Annotated in this window: 15 protein-coding genes and 2 tRNA genes; 7 read left to right on the forward strand and 10 right to left on the reverse strand. The window is 69.8% G+C overall.

Annotated features, from left to right (window positions below):
- The first annotated feature begins 265 nt into the window (after positions 1–265).
- Positions 266–700 carry an SRPBCC family protein gene (locus ACM6LR_RS34140; protein WP_414940305.1) on the forward strand — a complete coding sequence of 145 codons (435 nt, stop codon included), beginning with the start codon at positions 266–268 and terminating at the stop codon, positions 698–700.
- Here the strand turns inward: ACM6LR_RS34140 and ACM6LR_RS34145 are convergent.
- Genes ACM6LR_RS34145 through ACM6LR_RS34155 form a run of 3 tightly spaced genes read right to left on the reverse strand, consistent with a single transcriptional unit; the run spans position 679 to position 3,805 of the window.
- Positions 679–1,932 carry a glycosyltransferase gene (locus ACM6LR_RS34145; RefSeq protein WP_414945261.1) on the reverse strand — a complete coding sequence of 418 codons (1,254 nt, stop codon included), beginning with the start codon at positions 1,930–1,932 and terminating at the stop codon, positions 679–681. The genes ACM6LR_RS34140 and ACM6LR_RS34145 overlap by 22 nt on opposite strands.
- Entirely contained in the window at positions 1,929–2,762 is an 834-nt protein-coding gene (locus ACM6LR_RS34150) for an SDR family NAD(P)-dependent oxidoreductase (protein ID WP_414940303.1), read from the reverse strand. The genes ACM6LR_RS34145 and ACM6LR_RS34150 overlap by 4 nt, the downstream gene beginning before the upstream one ends.
- The gene (locus tag ACM6LR_RS34155; RefSeq protein ID WP_414940302.1) at positions 2,759–3,805 is read right to left on the reverse strand and encodes an alpha/beta hydrolase; all 1,047 of its coding nucleotides are present in this window, start codon (positions 3,803–3,805) and stop codon (positions 2,759–2,761) included. The genes ACM6LR_RS34150 and ACM6LR_RS34155 overlap by 4 nt, the downstream gene beginning before the upstream one ends.
- 445 nt (positions 3,806–4,250) lie before the next feature.
- Here ACM6LR_RS34155 and ACM6LR_RS34160 point away from each other — a divergent pair, with 445 nt between their 5' ends.
- From ACM6LR_RS34160 to shbA, 5 genes are all read left to right on the forward strand, one after another.
- A complete protein-coding gene (locus ACM6LR_RS34160; RefSeq protein ID WP_414940301.1) occupies positions 4,251–4,922 on the forward strand; it encodes a hypothetical protein in 672 nt (223 codons plus the stop codon).
- A gap of 160 nt (positions 4,923–5,082) precedes the next feature.
- Positions 5,083–6,825: a fatty acyl-AMP ligase gene (locus ACM6LR_RS34165; RefSeq protein WP_414940300.1), complete on the forward strand. Its 1,743-nt coding sequence runs from the start codon at positions 5,083–5,085 to the stop codon at positions 6,823–6,825.
- On the forward strand, positions 6,822–11,024 hold the full coding sequence (locus ACM6LR_RS34170; RefSeq protein ID WP_414945262.1) for a beta-ketoacyl synthase N-terminal-like domain-containing protein: 4,203 nt from the start codon (positions 6,822–6,824) through the stop codon (positions 11,022–11,024). Before ACM6LR_RS34165 ends, ACM6LR_RS34170 begins: the two co-directional genes overlap by 4 nt.
- The gene (locus ACM6LR_RS34175; RefSeq protein WP_414945263.1) at positions 11,021–12,541 is read left to right on the forward strand and encodes an MFS transporter; all 1,521 of its coding nucleotides are present in this window, start codon (positions 11,021–11,023) and stop codon (positions 12,539–12,541) included. The genes ACM6LR_RS34170 and ACM6LR_RS34175 overlap by 4 nt, the downstream gene beginning before the upstream one ends.
- A 286-nt stretch (positions 12,542–12,827) precedes the next feature.
- The gene (gene shbA, locus ACM6LR_RS34180; RefSeq protein WP_414945302.1) at positions 12,828–13,418 is read left to right on the forward strand and encodes an RNA polymerase sigma factor ShbA; all 591 of its coding nucleotides are present in this window, start codon (positions 12,828–12,830) and stop codon (positions 13,416–13,418) included.
- Positions 13,419–13,427: 9 nt separating this feature from the next.
- On the opposite strand, the gene ACM6LR_RS34185 is transcribed toward shbA, so the two are convergent.
- On the reverse strand, positions 13,428–13,847 hold the full coding sequence (locus ACM6LR_RS34185; protein ID WP_414940297.1) for a VOC family protein: 420 nt from the start codon (positions 13,845–13,847) through the stop codon (positions 13,428–13,430).
- Between the two features lie 89 nt (positions 13,848–13,936).
- Between ACM6LR_RS34185 and ACM6LR_RS34190 the strand changes: the two genes are divergently transcribed.
- The gene (locus ACM6LR_RS34190) at positions 13,937–14,521 is read left to right on the forward strand and encodes a TetR/AcrR family transcriptional regulator (protein WP_414940296.1); all 585 of its coding nucleotides are present in this window, start codon (positions 13,937–13,939) and stop codon (positions 14,519–14,521) included.
- 479 nt (positions 14,522–15,000) lie between these two features.
- Here ACM6LR_RS34190 and ACM6LR_RS34195 read toward each other — a convergent pair.
- From ACM6LR_RS34195 to ACM6LR_RS34220, 6 genes are all read right to left on the reverse strand, one after another.
- Positions 15,001–15,072, reverse strand: a tRNA-Val gene (locus ACM6LR_RS34195).
- Between the two features lie 35 nt (positions 15,073–15,107).
- Positions 15,108–15,182, reverse strand: a tRNA-Val gene (locus tag ACM6LR_RS34200).
- Between the two features lie 90 nt (positions 15,183–15,272).
- Entirely contained in the window at positions 15,273–17,117 is a 1,845-nt protein-coding gene (locus ACM6LR_RS34205) for a protein kinase domain-containing protein (RefSeq protein WP_414945264.1), read from the reverse strand.
- Positions 17,118–17,126: 9 nt separating this feature from the next.
- Positions 17,127–19,010: a serine/threonine-protein kinase gene (locus ACM6LR_RS34210; protein WP_414940293.1), complete on the reverse strand. Its 1,884-nt coding sequence runs from the start codon at positions 19,008–19,010 to the stop codon at positions 17,127–17,129.
- Between the two features lie 190 nt (positions 19,011–19,200).
- Positions 19,201–20,316, reverse strand: a complete 1,116-nt coding sequence (locus tag ACM6LR_RS34215; RefSeq protein ID WP_414940292.1) for a DUF6801 domain-containing protein — start codon at positions 20,314–20,316, stop codon at positions 19,201–19,203.
- Between the two features lie 63 nt (positions 20,317–20,379).
- Positions 20,380–21,606, reverse strand: coding sequence for a DUF6801 domain-containing protein (locus ACM6LR_RS34220; protein WP_414940291.1), 1,227 nt, complete (start codon positions 21,604–21,606; stop codon positions 20,380–20,382).
- Positions 21,607–22,045 lie beyond the last annotated feature (439 nt).

The raw sequence follows: 22,045 nt of genomic DNA on the forward strand, positions 1-22,045 counted from the left end.
GTCGCGAAAGCCACTTTCGCGACGTCTGATGTCCCGAAAGTGGCTTTCGCGACACGGCCGCTGGGCATCACGGACCGGAACCGCGGTCAATCGCACCCAAATCCCAGTAGGTACCCGAGGCACCCCGCTTCACGCGAACTAAGACCACCGCAACCAGTCGACTACTCGCGTCTTGACACGGCCACTCAGCCCACTACAGTTCAACCAACACGTTGATCAACTCTCTGGTTGAATACCCTCACAACCTCGTCGCGGAAGAGAATCGATGACCGACCTGACGATCACGCGCCTCCTCGACGCGCCCCGCGAACTCGCCTTCCAGGTGTGGACCGATCCGGACCATCTCGCCCGCTGGTGGGGCCCGGCCGGGTTCACCACCAAGTCCTGCACGGTCAACCTCGCCGAGGGCGGCCGCTGGCGGATCTGCGTCAGCGACGGCGAAACCGACCTGTGGGCCTCGGGGGTCTACCACGAGATCGTCCCGCCGGAGCGGCTCGTCTTCAGTTTCGCCTGGGAGGAACCGGAAGGCGCGCGGGGGCACGACACTCTCGTCACGATCGGCTTCTCCGACCGCGACGGCAAAACCGAAATGACGTTCCACCAAGCCATTTTCGAGACCGTGGTGGAGCGCGACGAGCACGTCGACGGCTGGCAGTCCTGTTTCGGCTGCCTCTCCACCTATCTCGCGGAGCTGCGCTGACCCACGTCCCGCAGCACCTCTCGGGCCCGCGCCACCCCGTCCTCCGCACGCAGCCGCGCTGCGACGAACTGCGCCCCACGACGAAACAGGAGGTTGCCGGACAGCTCCAGCAGCCTAGCGGTCAAGGCGTCCGCGGTGATTTCCCGTAGCGGTAGCGGACGCGGGCCCGCGCCGAGACGGGAGACCCGGTCACCCCAGAAGGGCTGGTCGGAGAAGACCGGGCAGACCAGCGCCGGGACGCCCGCCCGCAACGCCGCCGCGGTCGTGCCCGCGCCGCCGTGATGCACCACCGCCGCGGTGCGCGGGAACAGCCACGCGTGCGGGACGTCCTGGACCGCCAGCAGATCGTCGTCGTCGAGCTCGATATCGGTACCGAGAAGACCGCGCAGCCCGACCCGGCGCAACGCCGTGCGGACAGCGGCGAAGGTCCGCTCAGCCTCCGACGGCCGCATGCTGCCGAAACCGACGTACACCGGCGGCGGCCCCGAAGCGAGGAAGTCGCGCAAGCGTGGGTCCGGCCTCCACGCGGCGGGAGTATCGAGGAACCAGTATCCGGTGACGTGGACCCTGGCGGGCCAATCCTTCGGCCGGGGCACGACGGCGTCGGAAAACCCGCACAGCACCGGGGTCTCCTTTCTCCGGGGTCCACGCACGCCGGCCGCGGGCAGTCCGAGCGAGTGCTCGCGCCAGCGGTCCACTTCGGGGCGCAGCACCTGCCAGGCGACGGTGTCGACGGCGTGGAAGCTCAGCCGCCGCCCACCCGGACCGAGCCTGGAAGACCACGGCAGCAACGGATGCGCGAAGGCTCGGGTCGGCACGCTGGGCTGGTAGTGCAGTTCTACATCGGGTACACCGAGCGAGGCACCCAGGTGCGCGCCGAGGAAACCCAGCGTCGGCGCGAGCACGAGATCCGCTCCGGACGATCCTTTGCGGACATCCGCGAGCAGGCGCTCCAGCACGGGAGCCAAAGCGCCCCGCAGCCCGCGCAGGAACGTCGCGGGATTACGCCCGCCCTCGGTCCATTCGCGTCCGCCGTCCGAACCGAGGACGTCACCGGGATCGGCCGAAAGCGGCGCGAAGTCCAGGCCGCGCTCGGTCACCAGCGCCCGGAACCGCTCCGCCGCCAGCACCCGCACACGATCGCCGTCGAGGGCGAGACCACACCCCAGGGCGATACACGGCTGGACATCGCCGCGCGAACCGGGAGCGACGACCACGACGAGCCGGCTCATCGCTTCGCCGCGGTCAGCCGGTAACGGAGCCGGAACGGCAGGTTCGCCAGTACCGCCGCGATCCGCGCGTCCCGGCCGACCAGATACCGCGGCGCCGGACGGCGAGCGGTCAGCGCGTGGACGACGACCCGAGCGGCCTGTTCCGGCGGTACACCGTTCTTCGCGGAACGTTCCGCGCTGCGCTCGGCCTCTGCCAGTTGCACCGCATACCTTTCCCGCGCTACTTCCGGCAAAGCGGCGCGCACCTCCTCGGCGGCGGCACGGGCGCGTGGCCAGATCGAAGTGGCCACCGCGCCGGGCTCGACGAGGATGACGCCGATCCCGGACGGCGCCAGTTCGGCGCGCAGACTGTCGGTCAACCCGACCAAGGCGAACTTCGACGTGTGATACGGCCCGACCATCGGCCCGGCGATGCGCCCGCCCATCGACCCGACCGTCACCACACGGGCGGCGGGCGCGGCGCGCAGCGCGGGCAACATCGCCTGCGTGACGGCGAGCTGACCGGTGACGTTGACCTCCAGCTGCTGCCGGAAATCCTCCAGCGGGACATGTTCCAGCGGTCCCGGACGGGCCATCCCGGCGTTGTTCACCAGTCCCCGCAACGGTCCCGCCGCCGCGACCTTCTCCCCGCACGCCGCGATCGACGCCGCGTCCCGGAGATCCATCCGCAGCACGGAGACCTCTTCGCCGTACACGCGGACGAGTTCGGTTTCGTCCGCGTCGGTGCGCACACTGGCCCAGACGTGGGCGCCCCGGCGGACGAGTTCGGTCACGCAGGCCCTGCCGATCCCGCTCGAAGCCCCGGTGACCACATAGGAAGGACGAGTCATGACGCCTCCCCCGTCTTCACCGGTGCCGACAGCGCGCGCAGCATCCGCGGCCAGGTCTTGTGCAACTGGTCCTGCCAGTACGCCCAGTGGTGCGTGCCCGGCCCGTAGAAGTCGGTCACGACCGGGACGCCGAGGCGGTTCAGCCGGTCGGCCATCGCGGTGGTCTGGCCGGAGCACAGGAACTCGAGCAGCATCGCTCCGGGCAGCACGTCGATCGGGAGCTTGCCGTCGAACGGTCCCGGCAGGCCGTTGCCCGTCGACAGGTACAGCTCGGTGCCGCGCAGGCGGTCGGCGTTCACCAGCGGATCGTGCGCTTCCCAGCGGGACGCCTGGCGTCGCCGGTCGCCCCAGAGCGCTTCGGGATCCTGCCGGGCCGAGGCGACGATCGCGCTGGTCAGCAACTCGCCGTACGGTCCGGTGGGGTTGAGGTTGCCGCTGAACGACCCGGCGAACCGGAACACCCCCGGCCGCCGGGCGGCGAGCTCCACCGCGCCGTATCCGCCGAGTGAGAGCCCCGCCGCCACCCGCCGCCCGTCGCCGCGAAAGCCACGATCGATCAGCTGCGGGATCTCGACCGCGGTGAACGTCTCCCATTGATTGAGGACGACGTCCTTGCCGTAATTCCACCAGTCGGAAAAGAACCCCGCGGAACCGGAACCCGGCATCACCACCAGCGCGCCGGAATCGTCGGCGAGCTTCCGGATGTCGGTGTTGGCCGTCCAGCCGCGATAGTCCTGCAAGCGCGTCTCCCCGGCGAGCAGGTACACCGCCGGCCACTTCCGGTCCGGTTCGGCGTCCCATCCCGACGGCAGGATCAACCGGACCATCGCGTAGCTCCCGACGCCGACCGAGCGCACGGTGAGGTCCAGCATCCGCGGATCGCCGTCCACAGTGGTCTGGGCGATAACGTGCGATCCGTCGTCGGCACGGGCGTCCGGGACACCGCTCTCGGCCAGCGCCGGGGCGGTGGCGATGCTCGGCAGCAAGCTCGTCACGGCCGCCAGCAGCGCGACGGCCCACAGCCGCCTCGAAGTATTGCGCATACGTAATCCTTTGTCCCGGTCGTTCGACAGAATTCGAAAATGTGACGGCGATTACTCGCTAAGAAATCCGAGGTGTCGACACGTTAAGCGGAAGAAGCCCCTCCGAGCAATTGTCCTGCCCACATTACGGGAGGACAATGTGAATGCCAGGGAAACAAGAAATGTGTCCACCTCCCCCATCCGGGTGACCCGTCGCTTACGGACGGTGAGCGACAGTGGCACGGTGGTACCAGACTGGCTCACGCACCAGGGAAAAGCCTGGAAGCCCCAGGTCACACCCTGTACACGAAAGACATTTACGTTCTCTTGATACCTTCCGGTATTCGATTTCCCGCCGTAGCCTTCGTCGTGCCGCCCAGGTTCGGCGTCCGCTGACGCGACCCTGGCGCTTGCGTCCCACCGAAGGGACCGCGACCCCATCAGGACCCTTCCGAAAGGGCTATTCATGGCTGCCCGAATTCGCGCGCTCGTCGTCTCCGCCGCCGCGGTGGCGACCATTTCCGGCACGCCCGGAGAATCGATTCAGGCGGTCGCGGCGCCGCCCCCTCCCGCCGTTCAGACCGCCGTTCCGCCCGCCGCCCTCCTCCCGCCGGACACCGTCCCGCACGCGTCCGCGCGCGACGGTTTCGACCTGGCCGCGGCACTGTCCACCTCGGACCGAGAGGAGAGCCGGATCGACATCGGCGGCTGCGAGGACGTCGTCCACGGCAGACTGGTCGGCTCCACCGCCACCGGCCAGGGTTTCCAGTCCGCGGTGCCCGGCGGGCAGGTTTCCGAACTCGTCGCGCGTACGACGAACCCGCCCGACCTGACGGCGTGGGCCGCGCAGGCCGCGCGGTGCTCGAAGGTGACGGTCGACGACGCGGCCGGTTCCGCGGTGTCGACCGTCACCGTCCAACCCCCGCCCGCCGTGACGGGCGCGAAAACCCTTTCGTACCAGCAACTCCTGACGCTACCCGGACAGCCCCCCGAGCTGCCGGGACTGCGCCTGCGCACTGTCGCCATCGCCGCCGACGACGTACTGGTCGTGCTTCGTGACGCCGGAACCACCGGCCTCGATCTCGACGCCCTCGCCGTCGCCGCCTGGCAGCACGCCGCCGGACCGCTCGGCCGCTGAACCCCGCACCACCCCGCCGAACCCCTGACCCGCCCGGCCGAAGGCCCCGCTATCGCGGTGGCAGGGCGCCCCGTCCGCAACCGCGACATAGCTGACCAAGCAGCGCCCTGCCGACGTCGATCGCGGTCGCGGTTTCACCACCAGACAATGAGGAGATGCCATGTCTCTGGCCCCCGAAAACCTGCCCGCCACGGCCGGCACCACCCTCCCCGCCTGCCTTCGGCATTGGGCGGACGTCGACGGCGACCGGCCGGCCCTGACCTTCGCCGACTTCGCGACCGATCGCGCCGGGCGACGGAAGACCCTGACCTGGGGGCAACTCCAGGAACGCGTCGACGCCGTCGCGAGCGCGCTCCCCGTCCGTCCCGGCGACCGGGTGGCCGTGCTGTGCCCGCAGAGCGCGGACTACGTCGTCGGTTTCCTCGGCGCGATCACCGCGGGCGCGGTCGCCGTGCCGCTGTTCGACCCCGGACTGCCGGGGCACGCCGGAAGGCTCGCCGCGGTGCTGACCGACTGCTCCCCCACCGCCGTGGTCACCACCGCCGCGTCCGAGGACGCGGTCCGCGAGTTCCTCGCCGGACTGCCCGGCGGCGAACGCGTCGCCGTCGTCGCGGTCGACCAGCCCATCGAAGGCCCGGCCCGCGCGTGGCCCGCCCCGGCCGCGGCACCGGACGACGTGGCGTACCTGCAGTACACCTCCGGTTCGACCCGTACCCCGGCGGGTGTGGTCCTGACCCACGAGAACGTGCTGGCCAACGTCAGCCAGGCCGTGCACGGCCTCGGCATCGCCCCGACGGGGACCACCGTGTCGTGGCTGCCGCTGTTCCACGACATGGGTCTCGTGCTCGGGCTGATCACGCCGCTGGCGATGGGCATGCGGTCGGTGCTGATGGATCCGCTGGCCTTCATCGAACGGCCGGTCCGCTGGCTGGAGTTGCTGAGCGACCACAAGGGAAGCTGGAGTGCCGCGCCGAACTTCGCCTTCCATTACAGCGCGACCCGGGTACGCGAGGAGGACCGCGCCCGGCTCCGCCTCGACCGCGTCGCCGCGATCGTCAACGGCGCCGAACCGATCAACCCCGGGGTACTGGACCGGTTCCACGCCGCGTTCGCCGATTCCGGCTACACGCCGGACAAGACCCGGCCCGCCTACGGCCTCGCCGAGGCGACCGTCTTCGTCACCACCGGGCCCGGTGTACCGCCTCGGGTCACCACCTTCGACCGCGCCGCCCTCGGATCGGGCATCGCGCGGCAGGCCGATGACGGCCTCAAGCTCGTCGCCTGCGGTGTCCCCGTCGGACAGCATGTGGCGCTCGTCGACCCGGAAACCGGGGTGGCGCTGGAAGACGGTTCGGTCGGTGAGATCTGGGTCCACGGCCCCAACGTCGGTACCGGCTACTGGCAGAAACCCCTGGAGAGCACCGAGACCTTCGGCGCCCGGCTGACCGGCGACCACCCGGGAATTCCCGAGTGGCCCTGGCTCCGCACCGGCGACCTCGGCGTCCGGTACGACGGCGAGATCTACATCGCCGGCCGCATCAAGGACCTGCTCATCATCGACGGCCGCAACCACTACCCGCAGGACGTCGAAGCGACGGCGGCCTCTGCCGACCGCGACATCCGCCCCGGCAGTGTCGCCTCGTTCGCTGTCGAGGGCACCGACACCGAAGCCGCGGTCATCGTCGCCGAACACCGTGGCCACAGTGAACTGACGACGGAGGACGAACGAGCCCTCACCGCCTCGATCCGGCGCCTCGTATCCGACGCGCACGGCCTTTCCTTGCGTGACGTCGTGCTCGTCCCGGCGGGCCTGGTCCCGCGCACCTCCAGCGGCAAGATCGCGCGTAGCGCCTGCCGCGACCGTTACCTCGCAGGCGACTACGGAAAGGCCCTGGTGCGATGAGAAACCCGACGCTCGACACCCCCGCACTGCGCCGCTGGCTGCTCGACACGGTCGCCGAGCACATCGGCGTGGACCCCACCCGGCTCGAACCCGACCGTCCGCTCAGCGACTACGGCCTGTCCTCCCGGCAGGCCGTCGGCATCGCCGCGGACCTCGAAGACCTGCTCGGCACCCCGCTCCCGGCAACCCTGCTGTGGGAAAGCCCGACCCTCGACCACCTTGCCCGCTCCCTCACCGGCGGCACCGAACCGGAACCGGAGGTGACCGGCACGGACCGTCGCCGGACCGATCCGATCGCCGTCGTCGGCCTCGGCTGCCGCTGGCCGGGAGCGAACGGTCTCGAAGAGTTCTGGGACCTGTTGAGCAGCGGGCGGGACGCCGTCCGGACCGCGCCGCCCGGACGGTGGACCGCGGACGCGGCACCGGTCGTCGGCGGGTTCCTCGACGACGTCGCCGGTTTCGACGCCGACCACTTCGGCATCACCCCGCGCGAGGCGTCCACCATGGACCCGCAGCAGCGGATGCTCCTGGAGGTCGCCTGGGCGGCACTGGAACACGCCGGGATCGCCCCGGTTTCCCTGCGCGGCAGCCGGACCGGCGTGTTCACCGGGATCTCCACCCACGACTACGGGCACCTCACGATGGCGGGCGGCGGGGTGGACCTGTGGACGGCCACCGGTGCGGCCGGGAGCATCTCGGCCAACCGGCTGTCCTACATCTACGACCTGCGCGGGCCGAGCATGGCGGTGGACACCGCCTGCTCCTCGTCACTGGTCGCGGTGCACCACGCGGTGCGGGCGCTGCGTGACGGCGAGGCCGATCTCGCACTGGCCGGTGGGGTGAACCTCATGCTGCTGCCCGGGCCGACGGCCGCGTTCGCGGCGGCGGGACTGCTCGCCGAGGACGGCCGCTGCAAGACGTTCGCCGCGGGCGCCGACGGCATCGCGCGCGCTGAGGGCTGCGGCGTCGTCGTGCTCAAACGGCTGGCGGACGCCGAGTACGACGGCGACCGGGTGCTCGCGGTGATCCGCTCCACCGCGGTCAACTCCGACGGCCGGTCCCAAGGCCTGGCGGCGCCGAATCCCGTCGCCCAGCAGGACATGCTGCGCACGGCCTACCACGGTGCCCGGCTCGATCCGTCCACTGTGGACTACGTCGAGGCGCACGGCACCGGCACCCTGCTCGGCGACCCGATCGAGGCCCGCTCGCTCGGCGCCGTGCTCGGCAAGGACCGTCCCGCCGACGCCCCGCTGCTGATCGGTTCGGTGAAGACGAACATCGCGCACGCGGAGGCGGCCGCCGGGATCGCCGGGCTGATCAAGGTCGTCCTCGCGATGACCCACGACGAGTTACCGCCCCAGTTGCATTTCTCCGCGCCCAACCCGCACATCCCGTTCGACGATTTGGGACTCCGGGTGGTGACCGAACCGACGCCTTGGCCGCGCCGGTCCGGCCGCGCCACGGCCGGAGTGTCCGCGTTCGGGTTCGGCGGGACCAACGCGCACGTCGTCCTCGAACAGGCCCCGGCACTGGAACCGGCGCCGGACCGCGCCGACGTCCGGATCGGGCTGCTGTCCGCCCGCACCCGCGACCGCCTCACCGAACGGGCGACGCAACTGGCGAACTGGCTGGAATCCTCGGCAACGCCGTCGAATTCCCTCGCCGACGTCACCCACACCCTGTTCCGGCGGGACAACGGCGGACCGCACCGCGCCGCCGTCGTCGCCGGGGACACCGCGGAACTGGCGGTGCTGCTGCGCGCCGTAGGCTCCGGTGCCGATCCGCTGCCCGCGGGCGCGGCCGTCGGTGCCACCCGGACCACCGACGGCCCGGTGTTCGTGTTCTCCGGCCACGGTTCCCAGTGGCCTGGCATGGGCCTCGGCTTGCTCGCGGCCGAGCCCGCCTTCGCCGCGCAGGTCGACAAACTCGGTGATCTGTTCATCGAGCACACCGGCCGATCGCTGCGTTCCCTGCTCACCACCGGGGAGCCGTTGCCGTTGCCCGAAACCCAGGCGGCGATCTTCGGGACGCAGATCGCGCTGGCCGCCCAATGGGAGGCGCTCGGGGTCCGGCCGTCGGCCGTCATCGGGCACTCGCTGGGCTCCGCGGCCGCCGCCGTGGTGAGCGGTGTGCTCACCCCCGACGAGGCCGTCCACCTGGTCGCGACCCGTGCCCGGCTCCTTGGCACGATCGGTCCGGGAGGAGCGATGGCGGCGGTGGAACTCGCGCCGGAGGAACTCGAGCTGTACCCGGACATCGAACTCGCCGTCGAATCCGCGCCGGGTCAGCTGACCGTTGCCGGGGATGCCACCGTCCTCGACCTGCTCGTCGCGGAACTCGAGGCCGCCGGGCTGACCGCGCGGCGGCTGCCGGTCGAGGTCGCCGGGCACTCCGCCCGCGTCGATCCGGTCCTGCCCGCACTCCGGGAGGCGCTCGCCGAACTGGGCGGACGACGTCCGACAGTGCCTTGGTACGACACGGTTTCGGCCGATCCGGCGGATCCGCCGGACTTCGACGCCGGGTACTGGGCCGCGCATCTGCGCCGTCCGGTGCGGTTCCGGCAGGCCGTGGCGGCCGCCGCCGCGGACGGGCACCGTGTCTTCGTCGAGGTGTCACCGCATCCGATCCTGCGGGGATCGGTGGCGCGGACGCTCGCTGCCGAAGGGATCCACGACGCCGTCGTCACCGGAACGCTGCGCCGTGGTCAGGACGAGGTCCGCGCGCTGGGCGCCGCGGCGGCCGAACTCTATTGCGCGGGAACGCGGATCACCCCCGCCGATCCGGACGACGGCGCCCGCCTCGTCGACGTCCCGCCGATGCCGTGGCGGCACGAGCGGCACTGGTACACCTCCGCCGAGGAACCGCCGTCTTTCGCGGCACGCACGACCGAACCCGAACCCGTGCGGAGCACCGGCGGGAACCGGCTGACCGAGATCGTCGCCGCCGTCATGGGGCTGCGGCCCGACCGCATCGACGCCGATGTCCCGCTCGTCGAACTCGGGCTGGATTCCCTGATGGCGAACCGGATCCGCGAAGCCGTCCGCCGGGAGTTCGGCACCGAACCCGACGCGGCCAGCGTGCTCCGGGGCGCCACCCTCGCCGACCTCAGCCGCGACCTCGCGCCGCGCGAAGACGAGGCTCCGCTTCCGGCCGGAGGCCGGGCCTGGGACGCGGCCGACCGGCTGGTGCTGCGCCTGTGGCAGGAGCACACCGGGACCGACGCGGGTGGCACGAACGTCCGGCTGACCGAGACCGGCACCCCGGATCGGCTGGCCGAACTACTAGCCGAGGGCCTCAGCACCGAACTCGCCACCCCGGTCGACGCCGCCGAACTCCGGCGGCACGACTCGCTCGCCGCCATCGCCGACGTCGCTCGCGCCGTCCTCGACACGCGGGAGGAACAGGGACCGGTGCACGTCCTGACGTCCGGTGAGGACGGGATCGCGCCGCTGCTGCTGTTCCACCCCGGCGGCAGCACGTGCACCGTCTACCGGCCGCTGCTGGACCGGCTGCCCACGTCGGTGCCGTGCATCGGCTTCGAACGTGTTCCCGGTGTCGGCATCGAGGAACGCGTCGAACAGCTGCTGCCACTGGTGCGGGCGCAGCGTCGCGACCGGCCGTACCGGCTGGCGGGCTGGTCGTTCGGCGGGGCGCTGGCCTACGGCGTCGCCGCACGGCTCGCGGAGGAAGGCGAGGAGGTCGAATTCGTCGCTCTGATCGACACCATGCTCCCGCTGCCGGAGCCGGACCTCGATCCGCGCGCCTCGTCCGCCCGGCGATTCCTGCGGTTCACCGGCTACGTCGAAGGGACCTATGGTCGCGAAGTCCGGCTCGGCCACGAGGAACTGGCACCGTTGCCCGAAGAGGAACAGATCGAGCTGACCATGCGGAGGGTCGCCGAAGCAGGCTTGCTCAGCCCCGGCGTGCTCCGGCACCAGCGTCAGTCCTTTTTGGACACACTGGCGGCCGAACGCGGGACGCCCCGCCGCTACGACGGCCGGGTTGTGCTCTACCGGGCTGTCGAGCAGTACGCGGCCGGGCTGGCGATGGAACCACGCTATTCCCGGACGGATCTCGCGGCGGGCTGGGCGGACCTGTGCCCCGGCCTGGAGATCGTGCCGGTCGAGGCCCATCACCTGTCGGTCGTCGACCCGCCTCACGTCGACGTCGTGGCGAGGCATCTGGCGGGGCTCCTGTGACCACGGCCCGGGCCGAGCGAGCGGTCATCCGCGCCTGGCCGCTGCTGGCGGTGCTCGGCGCCGGGCTCTTCCTCGTGGCGGTCGACGCGACCGTGCTGCACGTCGCGTTGCCCGACCTCGTCCGTGACCTGCGGCCCGGTGCGGTGGCACAGGTGTGGATCGTGGCGATCTACCCGCTGACCGCCGCACCGCTGCTGCTGCCGTTCGGCACCCTCGGCGACCGGTACGGGCGGCGACGCGTCCTGGTCACCGGGTACGTCGTGTTCGGGATCGCGTCACTCGGCTGCGCGTTCGCGCCGAATGTCCCGGTGTTGCTGGGCTTCCGCGCGGTGCTCGGGGCAGGCGGCGCGATGATCATGCCGGTGACGATGTCGCTGCTCCGGGAGCTCTTCCCGGAGCAGCGACACCGCCGCACGGCGATCGCGGTGTGCAGCGGGATCGCGGGCACCGGCTCGGTGTTCGGGCCGATCCTCGGCGGACTGCTCGTCGAAACGTGGGGCTGGCGCGCCACTTTCCTGCTGAATCCGCCGGTGATTTTGGCGGCCGTGGTGCTGGCGCTGCGGTGGCTGCCCCGCAATCCGCCGGGGCGGCGACCGTGGGACGCGCTCAGCGCCGCCCTCGCGGCGGGCGGTGTCCTCGGCATCGCGTTCGCCGTCGGCCAGCCGGGTTCCTGGCTCCCGGCCGTCGCTTCGGGCTCGGCCGGCTGTGTCCTCGTCGGACTGTTCCTGCGCCGCCAGCGCCGGACCGATCCGCCGTTGCTGGACCTCTCCCTGTTCCGGCTTCCCGGAGTGCGCGCCGCCGTCGGCGGGGTACTGCTGGTGATGAGCACACTGGTCGGACTCGGCCTGCTGTTCGCCCAATACCTGCAGGTGGTGCTCGGCCTCTCCCCGACAGCGGCCGCCGCCCGGCTGCTCTTGGTGCTCGGCGCGTCGGCCGTCGGCAGCGTCGTGACGCCTTCGCTGCTGGAGCGGTTCGGCAACGCTCGCGTCCGTACGGCCGGGTTCGCCGTCGCGGCGGTGTCACTGCTGGTCCCGGCGGCGGGCTCGGCCGCGCTGACGTCGCCAGTGCTCCTCGGTACCGGACTGGCGGGATTGGGGCTGGGGATGGCGCTCGCGCTCACTTCGAGCACCGACACCCTGCTTTCGGCGACGTCGGCGGATCAGGCCGGGGGCGCCGCGGCCGTGGAGAAAACGGGCTACGAACTGGGCGCGGGTTTCGGGACGACCGTGTTCGGTTCACTGGCGGCCGCGGTGTACGCGGGACACCTGGCCGTCCCGCCCGGCGTGCCCGAACCGGTGCGGCAGCTCGCCCTGTCCGGGCCGGCGCAAGCGGAAGCAGCCGCCTCGGGCCTCACGTCGCGTTCGGCCGACGAATTGCTCGAAGCCGCACGAGCCGCGTGCACCACCGGGCTCCAGATATCGGCGGCCGCAGCTTGCGGGTTGTTTGTGCTGGCTGTGCTCGTCAGCGCGTGGTCTGAGATTGCCCGAAGAAACCCTACTGGTGATATACGACCGTAGGGGAGGGAGTGGTGATGCTCGGCGCGACGGGCGGCTCACCGAATCGCCCGGACGCGGGTTCGATCCCAGCCCGTCGACCGGGAAGCCTGGTGAACCGACTGCCCCCGCGGCAACGTGACGTCATCGCTTGGGCACTCGAAGGGAGGCAACACCAGTGACTGACACCCGCGATCTGCCGAACTGGCTGCTCCAGGGCGACAATGCCTTCGACGACTCCCTCCGCAGCGGATCGGACCTCGACAAGACATTGGCGCGAGTCAAAAGCCGCGCGCTGACACGCCAGGTGATCGCCGCAGGCCAGACGACGCGCCGAGGCACCGATGGCTTGGATGAGCCGGTCGCCGCTGCTGTCGAGGGTGATCCTCAAGCGGTCGAGCGGTTGCTGGCGGCCATCCGTCCTTTGGTGGTGCGGTACTGCCGCGCTCGGGTTGGCAGGCAGGAGCGTTCGTTCGCTTCCGCGGACGACGTTGCTCAGGAGGTGTGTCTCGCGGTGCTCACGGCATTGCCTTCGTACCGTGATCAGGGCCGCCCGTTCCTGGCCTTCGTCTACGGGATCGCCCAGCACAAGGTGGCCGACGCGCATCGCGCCGCGGCCCGTAACCGTGCCGAACCGGTCGCCGAGGTCCCCGACGAGATCGAGGGTGACGTCGGCCCCGAGCAGCGCGCCCTGCAAGGCGAGCTGAACGAGCGCATGGCGCAACTCCTGCGTGTCCTTCCCGATAAACAGCGTGAGATCGTGGTCCTGCGTGTCGTCGTGGGATTGTCCGCCGAAGAAACGGCGGAGGCCGTGGGGTCCACCCCTGGCGCCGTCCGGGTGGCTCAGCATCGCGCCCTCGCGCGCCTACGAACGAGGTTGGCGGCGTCCCGGCTCGCCTAGGCGTGCTCGTCAGCGCGGGCGCGCCTCGTCGGTGAACTGCTCGGCGTACTCCCCGGTCGGCGGGATCTGCTGGATCACGTCGATCAGCACGCCGTTCGGGTCGGCGACGATGAAGTGCCGCTGCCCGAATTCCTCGCTACGCAGGGAAAGCGCCTCGGGCAGGCGCGCATCGACGACCAGCCGCCGGTGCTCGGCGTCGACGTCGTCGACCTCGAAGTTCAGCAACAACCCCTGCACCGGTTTGCCGAACCCGCCGGGGATGGTGCCGTGGCCGGGGGCCAGGATCGCGAGCTCCCACTCGCCACGCTTGAGGCTGACGTACCAGTCGGCCTCGAAGGTGGACTCGAAGCCGAAGTGGTCGCGGTAGAAGTCGCGCGTCTCGGCGAGCCGCTCGGTCATGAGGACGGGATAGAAGCTGGTCAGCCGCATGGAGCCGCCTAGTTTTCAGTAACAATACCGACCGTCGGTTTGCTTCTTCGAAATTAGCCAACCGACGGTCGGTATGTCAAGATTCCGGTATGGCCCGCACGAAGCAGCAGCAGCGCGAAGAAACGAGGGAGGCGTTGACCGCCACCGCACGCCGCCTGTTCGCCGAGCACGGCTACGGCAACGTCGGACTGGAGAGCATCGCCCAGACCGCGGGCGTGAGCAAAGGCGCGCTCTACCACCACTTCAGCAGCAAGGCGGACCTGTTCCGGCACGTCCTCGCCGTCGTGCAGCACTCCGTCGGCGAGCAGGTCGCGCTGGCCGCGGATGCCGCGCCGGACTCGTGGGCGGGACTGCTGGCCGGTTGCCGCGCCTTCCTCGCCGCGGCGACCGAGCCGGAGATCCAGCAGATCATGCTGCTGGACGGCCCGTCCGTGCTCGGCTGGCAGGACTGGCGCGAACTCGACGACGAGTACTCCGCACGGCACCTCGCCGAAGCGCTGACCGGGCTGATGGCCGACGGCGTCCTGGCGAAGCGTCCGGTGGAACCGTTGGTACGCCTGCTTTCCGGGGCGATGAACGAGGCCGCCGTCTGGCTCGCCCACTCCCCCGACCCGAAGTCCGACCTCGCCGCGACGATGGACACGCTCACACCGATGCTCGAGTCACTGCGCTGAGGCAAGCGTCCTGCCGGGACGGTGCGCCGAAGAGCCGCCGGTACTCACGGCTGAACCGCGAAGGGCTCTCGTGGCTGGCTTGCGGCGTAGCGACCCGCTTCGTTGTTTCTAAGCGATCTTGCCGCGAGGATGCCTAAGTCGGTTCTAGACGTCGTACGTGCTGTCACCGAGTCGGTCGCCAAGCTGCCCGTAGCCCAGCTCGAGCAGGCCGGACAACGGCTCCGTCAGACGCGCGACGCGTTGATGCAAGCTACTGAAGGCGCATCTGATCTGGACTCGTGGATACCTACTGTCGGCTGGCCGGTGTCGCGAAAGTGGCTTTCGCGACACCGGGGGCGGCCGCGCTTCGGTCGGGGTGGTCGTGAGTGGCAAGTCGGGTTGGAACCGTCCTTACCACTCGCGAGACCCACCACCCGCGCAACGCAAAGACCGACGCACGCAAAAAGCCCCACCCTGACCGGATGGGGCTTTGCTTGCGGTGGGCGATACTGGGATCGAACCAGTGACCTCTTCGGTGTGAACGAAGCGCTCTCCCCCTGAGCTAATCGCCCGCGGTACGAACTCCGGTTCGCCGGGGAAGCGAACCTGGTGCGCGATACTGGGATTGAACCAGTGACCTCTTCCGTGTCAGGGAAGCGCTCTCCCGCTGAGCTAAACGCGCGTGGTGAAGTTGTTCGTACTGAAACCAGTTTAGCGGACTCGTTTCCGGGCCCGCACAGGGGATCCCCCTCTCGATCGAAACCAAGGCGGCTCAGGGTTTCGGCAACCGTGAAGCGACCGAGCCCGCGATCGCCTTGGTCCGGTCGCAGGGGCTCCCGCTCCTCTCCCTGGCGAGCAGCCGGACGGCGACGTGTTCGACCTCGCGGTCCGTCAGCGGACGGTGCGTCCAGGTCACGACGCAGTTCGAGTCCCCGAACTCCCGGAGGTCGCCGGTGACGCCGTCGCCGAGGTCGACCGGTGACCCTTCGGGCGCGTAGGCGCCCCGCTGCAACTCGACGGTCAGCATGTCCCCGCCGCCTTGCCACTCGCAGATACGCAGCGTCCGCGGAACGGGCTGCGCGTTGGGCATGTTCTTGACGAGCACCGCCGGATCGGCGACCGCGCACGGGTCGAGCGGGAGCAGGCTCGCCGGGTCACCGGCGCGGTCGACCTCGTGCGTGCGCAGCCGGGTGAGAGCGGCGGTCAACAGATCATCGGCGGCCTTGCAGGGGTCACCGTCCCTGCTCGAATGGGAGACGACGACACCGAGCCGCCGATCCGTCGGAAGCTGGACCACCGAGTCGCATCCGCCGCTGATCGTGCTGCGCACCAACGGAAGTCCTTCGGCGGTCCGGTCCGTCCGCTCGAGGCTGCTGGCGGTCACGCCTTCGCCGAGCTGGACATCGAAGGAGACGTCGTCGAGGCCGGTGTACTTGCAGCGCGCCGGGTGGATCGGATCCGTTTCCGGCTTCAGGGTCCCGAACTCCTGCACGAACCGGCCGGCGAGCACCTTGCACGGGTCGGCGAGGCGCAGCCGATCCGGGCTGAGCGCTTCGGACGCCGCCAGCGACGTCACTCCGGGATCCTGGGGTTCGGCGTAGTCGGCGATGGAGAGGCCGAGCGCGACGATCCCCGCGACGACGAGCAGGACGACTCCGGCGAGCGCGCCGAAGAGGATCTTCTTCGTCCGCGGTGCCATCTTCTTCGGAGGCGGCCGCCAGACCGGTAACGGCAAGGCCAGCACCGAGCGCACTTCGGCGTCTTGCTGCTGGATCCGAGCGTGCACGGCGGGCGGCCAGGGAGCGGCTGCCGTCGGCACCGGGCCGAGGTAGTCGAGGATCTGTTGCGGGGTCGGGCGGCGGGCCGGATCCTTGGCCAGGCACGGCTCGGCGAGCCGCCGGATCTCTGTCGGGACGTCGGCGAGGTCCGCGGCGGCGTGAACGACGTTATACAGCGTCTGGGGCGCGGTCGGACCGGTGAAAGGGCCGCGGCCGGTCGCGGCCATGACCAGGATCGCGCCGAGGGAGAACACGTCACTCGCCCCGGTGACCTGCCCGCTGCCTGCCTGTTCCGGCGACATGAACGCGGGCGACCCGATGATCGCGCCCGTGCCGGTGAGGTCCTGTGCCTCCTCCGCCACCCGCGCGATGCCGAAGTCGATCACCCTGGGTCCATCACTCGTCAGGATGATGTTGCTGGGCTTGAGATCCCGGTGGATCAGCCCGGCGCGGTGGATCTCGGTCAGCGCGGCGGCGAGCCCGGACGCCAGCAGACGCACCGGCTCGGCGGGCAGCGGCCCGGTGGCGTCCACTGCCTCCTTCAAGGAGGGGCCGGTGACGAAGACCGACGCGAGCCACGGGGTTTCCGCCTCCGCGTCGGCGTCCATGACCGCGGCGGTGTAGGCGCCGGAGACCAGACGCGACGTGGCGACCTCGCGCCGGAACCGTTCACGGAAGCGCGGATCGTGCGCGAACTGGGCGTGCAGCTGTTTGACCGCGACAAGCCTGCCGTCCGGGGCCAGACCCAGCACGACCCGGCCCATGCCACCCGCACCGAGTTCGGCGATGATCCGGTACGGGCCGATCTGTCGGGGTTCGGCGGGGTTCAACGGGTTCACTGATCAGCCCTAGGGTTTCGGAAGTTTTCGCAGCAATGCTTCGGCGAAGCCTTTCGCCTTCTCGCACGCCTCGTGGGCGGTCATCTTCGTCCCGCTGGTGCCGACGGTCAGCTCGACGTTCTCCCCGTCACGGTCGCTGACGGACCGGTGCTGCCAGGTCAGCGAACAGCTGGAGCGAGCGACACCGTCGTCCTTCTTCGCCAGGTACACCTTGGTACCGCCGAGATCCAGGGTGGCGGAACCCGTGTAGTAGGAGTCTTTCGTCTGGACCGGCGGGTAGGACCGTACGAAGCTCACCCGGATGTTGCCCGCCGCGTCGTACCGGCATTGGTGCAGATGCTCGCGGATCGTTTCGACCACCGGCCCGATCAGCCGGTCCGTGGTCGCGGGGCCGACCAGCGCGCACGGGTCCAGCGGCGCGAGGGTGCCTGCCGGAAGCTCGCGATCTTGGCCACCGGCCCGGATCCGTTTGACCGCGTCGGTGAGGGCCGCCTTCACCACCGAGCAGGCCTCGTCCTTTGTGGACATCGAGTTCACGTCGGCGCCGAGTTTGGTGTTCGGCAGCCCCGTGACGGGGACCGCGACCGCGCACGAGTCGTCGGAACCCTTGATTCGCAACGGAAGCCCCTCCAGCTCGCCACCGGATTCGCCCTCGATCAGATCGCCGCCGACCCCCAGCTCCAGCCACTTGCCCGCGGGCGAGGAGTACGTGCACGAATCGAAATGGATGTCGATCGCCGTGCTCAGTTTGCCGAATCCGGGCACGTCGCGCCCTTCGAGCACCTTGCACAGGTTCACCCGTCGCAGGTTGTCCGGGCCGAGCGGATCCTGGTTGACCGGGGTGGCGGCCGGTTCGTCCAGCGGCGGCGACGAACTCGGCGCGGCGACGGCAGGAGGCGGATCCTCCTTGTTCAACGAGACCGCGGTGACGACGCCACCGGCCAGCAGCACGACGGCGGCCGCGGCGAGTCCCGCGTACAAGCCACGCCGGGATCGCTTCGGCGGAGGCGGGTTCAGCAGCCGACGGACCTCGGCCTGCTGTGCCTCGATGAGGTGCGGCACCACCGGCGGCCACGGGCCGGCCATCGGCGGGATCGGGCCCAGTCTCTCCAGCACCCAGGCCGGAGACGGCCGGTCCGCCGGGTTCTTCGCCAGGCACGGCTCGACGAGCTGCCGGAGCTCCGGCGCCAGGTGACGCAGGTCGGGCTGGACGTGCACGACGTTGTACAGAGTGTGCGGAGTGGAGGTTCCGGTGAAAGGGTTCGCCCCGGTCGCGGCCATCACCAGCAGCGCGCCGAACGAGAACAGGTCGCTCGCCGGGGTCAGTGGCTTCCCTTCGGCCTGCTCCGGCGACATGAACCCGGGCGAGCCGATGATCGCGCCGGTGTGCGTGAGCTCCGAATCGCCCTCGACGGCACGGGCGATCCCGAAGTCGATCACCCTGGGACCGTCACCGGTGAGGATGACGTTGCTCGGCTTCAGATCCCGGTGGATCAGCCCGGCGCGATGGATGTCGCCGAGCGCCAGCGCGAGCCCCGCGGCGAGATGCCGGACCGCCATCGGCGGCAGCGGCCCGCCCGCGGTCACCGCCTCGGACAACGACGGTCCCGGCACGAAGACCGAAGCCAGCCATGGTGTCGGCGCGTTCGGATCGGCGTCCATGACCGGGGCGGTGTACGCGCCGGACACCAGACGCGAAGTGTCGACCTCGCGGCGGAACCGCTCGCGGAAGCCGGGATCGTGCGCGAACCCCGGGTGGACCTGCTTGATCGCGACCAGGCGCCCGTCGGAGGAGATCCCGAGCAGCACCCGGCCCATCCCGCCCTCTCCGAGCGCGGCGAACACCCGGTAGCGCCCCACGCCGGTGGGTTCGCCGGTGTTCAACGGCTTCACGAAGGCCCCCTTGTCAGGGGCGATGGTACAAAACCACCCGGAAGTGTCACGCAGCGCGTCGGTCCGCCCGGCCGAAGTCCTGCTTGCTCAGAGGCGGATCTCGCGTGCCCAGACTCCGCACACACGAGATCCGGGTCTGGGCACGCGAGATCCGGGTCCAAGCACGTGAGTCACGTCCGGCATCCGGGCACTAGCGTGGCTTCAGCACGAGATCGAACGTGTTGCCGTCGCCTTGCACGAACGTGCTCAGGTACGGGGTGAACGCGCCGCAGCCGGTCAGCGGCGCCAGCGCATAGGTGCCGGTGAGCGCGCCGCCCGCGGCCATGGTGAAGCCGTCCCCGGTCCGCAGTTCCGCCGTGGACGGGGCCGACGTCTTGCAGCCCGGCCCACTGCTGACCGGCATGCCGACGAGTGTGACCAGCGGGAGGACGGTGGTGAACCGCGGGCGGGCCACGAAACCCGTCCCGGCGAAGTCGCCGCCCTGCGGTCCGTCCGCGACGAACTCGAGATCGGCCGCGCCCGGCAGGAAGCCGAACAGCCGGAAGTCGGCGTGCGCCTTGTCGAACACCGGGCCGCCGGTGAAGGCCGTGGCCGACGTGGCGCTCAGGTCGAACCCTCCGGTCAGCGGCGCGGTCGTGCCCAGCGCCTTGACGCCGGTCTTCCCGGCGACCGTGTACTGGCGCCCGGTCGGCTTGTCACCGAGGTCGAAGGAGAGCAAAACCGCGTCCTGGCCGGGGTCGAGCACGCAGTCCGAGGTGAACGAACCGATCCCGGTGAACGAACCGTCGGCCTTCTTAGGGGTCAAGCGGGTGGTGAAGTCCCCGATGGTCAGGGTGGTCTTACCCGGCTTCGCGATCTTCACCGTCGGCACGGAGCCTGTCGCTACCGTGCTGAACGAGCCGGACGGCGGGAGGCCGGTCTTGGCGACGTTCAGCGGGATCCGTACCGGGAAGGGACTCGCGTCGCCGTTGACCAGCGTCACGCCCGCCGCCGCGGTGCCTTCGATGGTGGTGGCGCCGACGAGGTTGAGCCCGCGCGCCGCTTTGTCCGGCACGTTCACCGTGATCGTCAGCCCGGAGGTGCTGAGCGTGCCGCCGGGCGCGGTCGGGACCTCGAAGTCGGCCTTGATGTTCACGTCGAGCTTCTGCAGCCCGATCAGCGGGAACGGGCAGGTGAACGACAGTTTCTTGTCGACGGGGGTGCCCGCCGCCGCGCTGCGGACGGCGACGAACAGCAGGCTGCCGGCGGTGAGCAGGACGATGAGGCCCGCCGCGAGCAGCATCCGGACGTTGATGCGAAGGGGCATGGTCGCCTTCCCGAAAACGGCACCGGTCCCCGTCGCGGGAGGCGACGGGGACCGGCTACCTGACTACTTCTTGGTGAGGTCCAGATCGAGGGTGTTGCCCTCGCTCTTGGTGAACAGGCTGATCATGTCGTTGAAGGAACCGCAGTTCTGCAGTCCCGACAGCGAGTAGGTACCGGTCAGCTTCCCGCCCTTGAGCAGGTTGAAGTCCGGTGCCGTGGTCATCTCGCTTGTCGACGGAGTGACCGTCCCGCACTTCGGGTCGTTGCTGATCGGGAACCCGAACACCTGCACCTTCGGCAGGAACACGTTGAACTTGACGTTCGCCTTGAACCCGGTGCCGATGAGCTCACCGGACTGCTTGCCGACCTGCTCGACGACGATGTCCGAGCTGCCCTGCACGAACCCGAAGAGCTTGAAGTCGGTCTTCGACGGGTCGAGCTTGAGATCGCCGGTGAACTTCTTCGACGCGAGGTCCACATCCGCGTCGAAACCGCCGCTGATCGGCGCGGAGCTGCCGAGCGCCTTCAGGTCGGTCTTACCCTTGATGCCGAACGCGTACTTGATCCCGCCACCACCGGGGGTGGTCGTGGGGCTCGGCGAGGTCGTGGTCGAACTCGGCGAGGTGGTGGGGCTCGGCGGGGTGGTGGTGGTCGTACCGGTGGGGGTGGGACCGTCGCCGATCTTGATCGTGGCCAGAACGTTGTTCTGACCCGGGTCCTGCTTGCACGGCGCGTCGATCGTGCCGTCCGGGGTGATCTCCGTGACGGAGCCGTCGGCCTTACGCGGAGTGACCTTGAGCTGCAGGTCATTCACGGTGATCTTGGCTTCGCCGGGCGTGTTGAAGGTCAGCGACGGCGTCTTGCCCGCCGCGTTGATGACCATCTCGCCGGTGGGCGGGATGTTCGTCTTGGTCAGCTCGTTCGGCACCTTGACCGGCAGGTTCATCCCGGGAGCGGCCACGACCGCCGAGGCGACCGCCTGGCCTTCCAGCGTCGTCGCGCTGATCAGGTTGAGCCCGCTGACCGTCTCCGCGTTGATCGTCGAGATCGCCTTGATGTCGAACGCGCCGGTCGGCTGACCGGTCTTGACCGACAGCGGGAGATCGGTGTTGATCACCACCTTCAGCGCTTGGGAGCCCACGAGCGGGTAATCGCAGTGGTAGTTGAGCGAGAGCGAAATCGGTTCGGCGACACTGGCCTGTGCGCCGACCACGAGTACCGCGGTGGCAAGCCCCACGGCACCGGCAGCGGCGACGGCGACCGCCTTCTTGGTTCCTCTACGGTGACTCACGATCGTCCTTCCGTGGTATCAACGATGATACGAAACGGCGTACAATTCCCCAGAGCAATGAATATCGGCCCGAGAGAATTCTGCGGGTAGCGACGATGTCTGACGGATCGCAACCAAACAGTAAACTAACGAGACGGCAGCACTGCTATCAAGGGCTTACCGGGAAAAGTTGACGCGTCGCCGGTAAATTGTCACGCTGGCACGGTGCGACCGTCCGCTTCCTAGTAGCGGCACATGGGTTTCCCCAGTACAGAGGCATCAGAGGCGGCACGGGGAACTGCTGACGCGCGTGACAACCACGCCACGCGAAATTATCTCGTGCGTGCCAATCGCTCTTTTCCCACTTCCATGCCGCACGGATCGGCTTGCCTGAGGGAATCTTTCGTGAGTAACCTCGCGGTTCAGCAAACCGGTCATCGCCGACCACCGCGGATTCCCG

It is taken from the genome of Amycolatopsis sp. cmx-11-32, from assembly GCF_047608695.1.
In the GTDB taxonomy this organism is placed as follows: domain Bacteria; phylum Actinomycetota; class Actinomycetes; order Mycobacteriales; family Pseudonocardiaceae; genus Amycolatopsis.

What these genes read in the sequence shown, in the direction of transcription:
- ACM6LR_RS34140 (WP_414940305.1), top strand. Translation starts at nt 266, where the DNA reads ATGACCGACCTGACGATCACGCGCCTCCTCGACGCGCCCCGCGAACTC.
- ACM6LR_RS34145 (WP_414945261.1), bottom strand. Translation starts at nt 1,932, where the DNA reads ATGAGCCGGCTCGTCGTGGTCGTCGCTCCCGGTTCGCGCGGCGATGTC.
- ACM6LR_RS34150 (WP_414940303.1), bottom strand. Translation starts at nt 2,762, where the DNA reads ATGACTCGTCCTTCCTATGTGGTCACCGGGGCTTCGAGCGGGATCGGC.
- ACM6LR_RS34155 (WP_414940302.1), bottom strand. Translation starts at nt 3,805, where the DNA reads ATGCGCAATACTTCGAGGCGGCTGTGGGCCGTCGCGCTGCTGGCGGCC.
- ACM6LR_RS34160 (WP_414940301.1), top strand. Translation starts at nt 4,251, where the DNA reads ATGGCTGCCCGAATTCGCGCGCTCGTCGTCTCCGCCGCCGCGGTGGCG.
- ACM6LR_RS34165 (WP_414940300.1), top strand. Translation starts at nt 5,083, where the DNA reads ATGTCTCTGGCCCCCGAAAACCTGCCCGCCACGGCCGGCACCACCCTC.
- ACM6LR_RS34170 (WP_414945262.1), top strand. Translation starts at nt 6,822, where the DNA reads ATGAGAAACCCGACGCTCGACACCCCCGCACTGCGCCGCTGGCTGCTC.
- ACM6LR_RS34185 (WP_414940297.1), bottom strand. Translation starts at nt 13,847, where the DNA reads ATGCGGCTGACCAGCTTCTATCCCGTCCTCATGACCGAGCGGCTCGCC.
- ACM6LR_RS34190 (WP_414940296.1), top strand. Translation starts at nt 13,937, where the DNA reads ATGGCCCGCACGAAGCAGCAGCAGCGCGAAGAAACGAGGGAGGCGTTG.
- ACM6LR_RS34215 (WP_414940292.1), bottom strand. Translation starts at nt 20,316, where the DNA reads ATGCCCCTTCGCATCAACGTCCGGATGCTGCTCGCGGCGGGCCTCATC.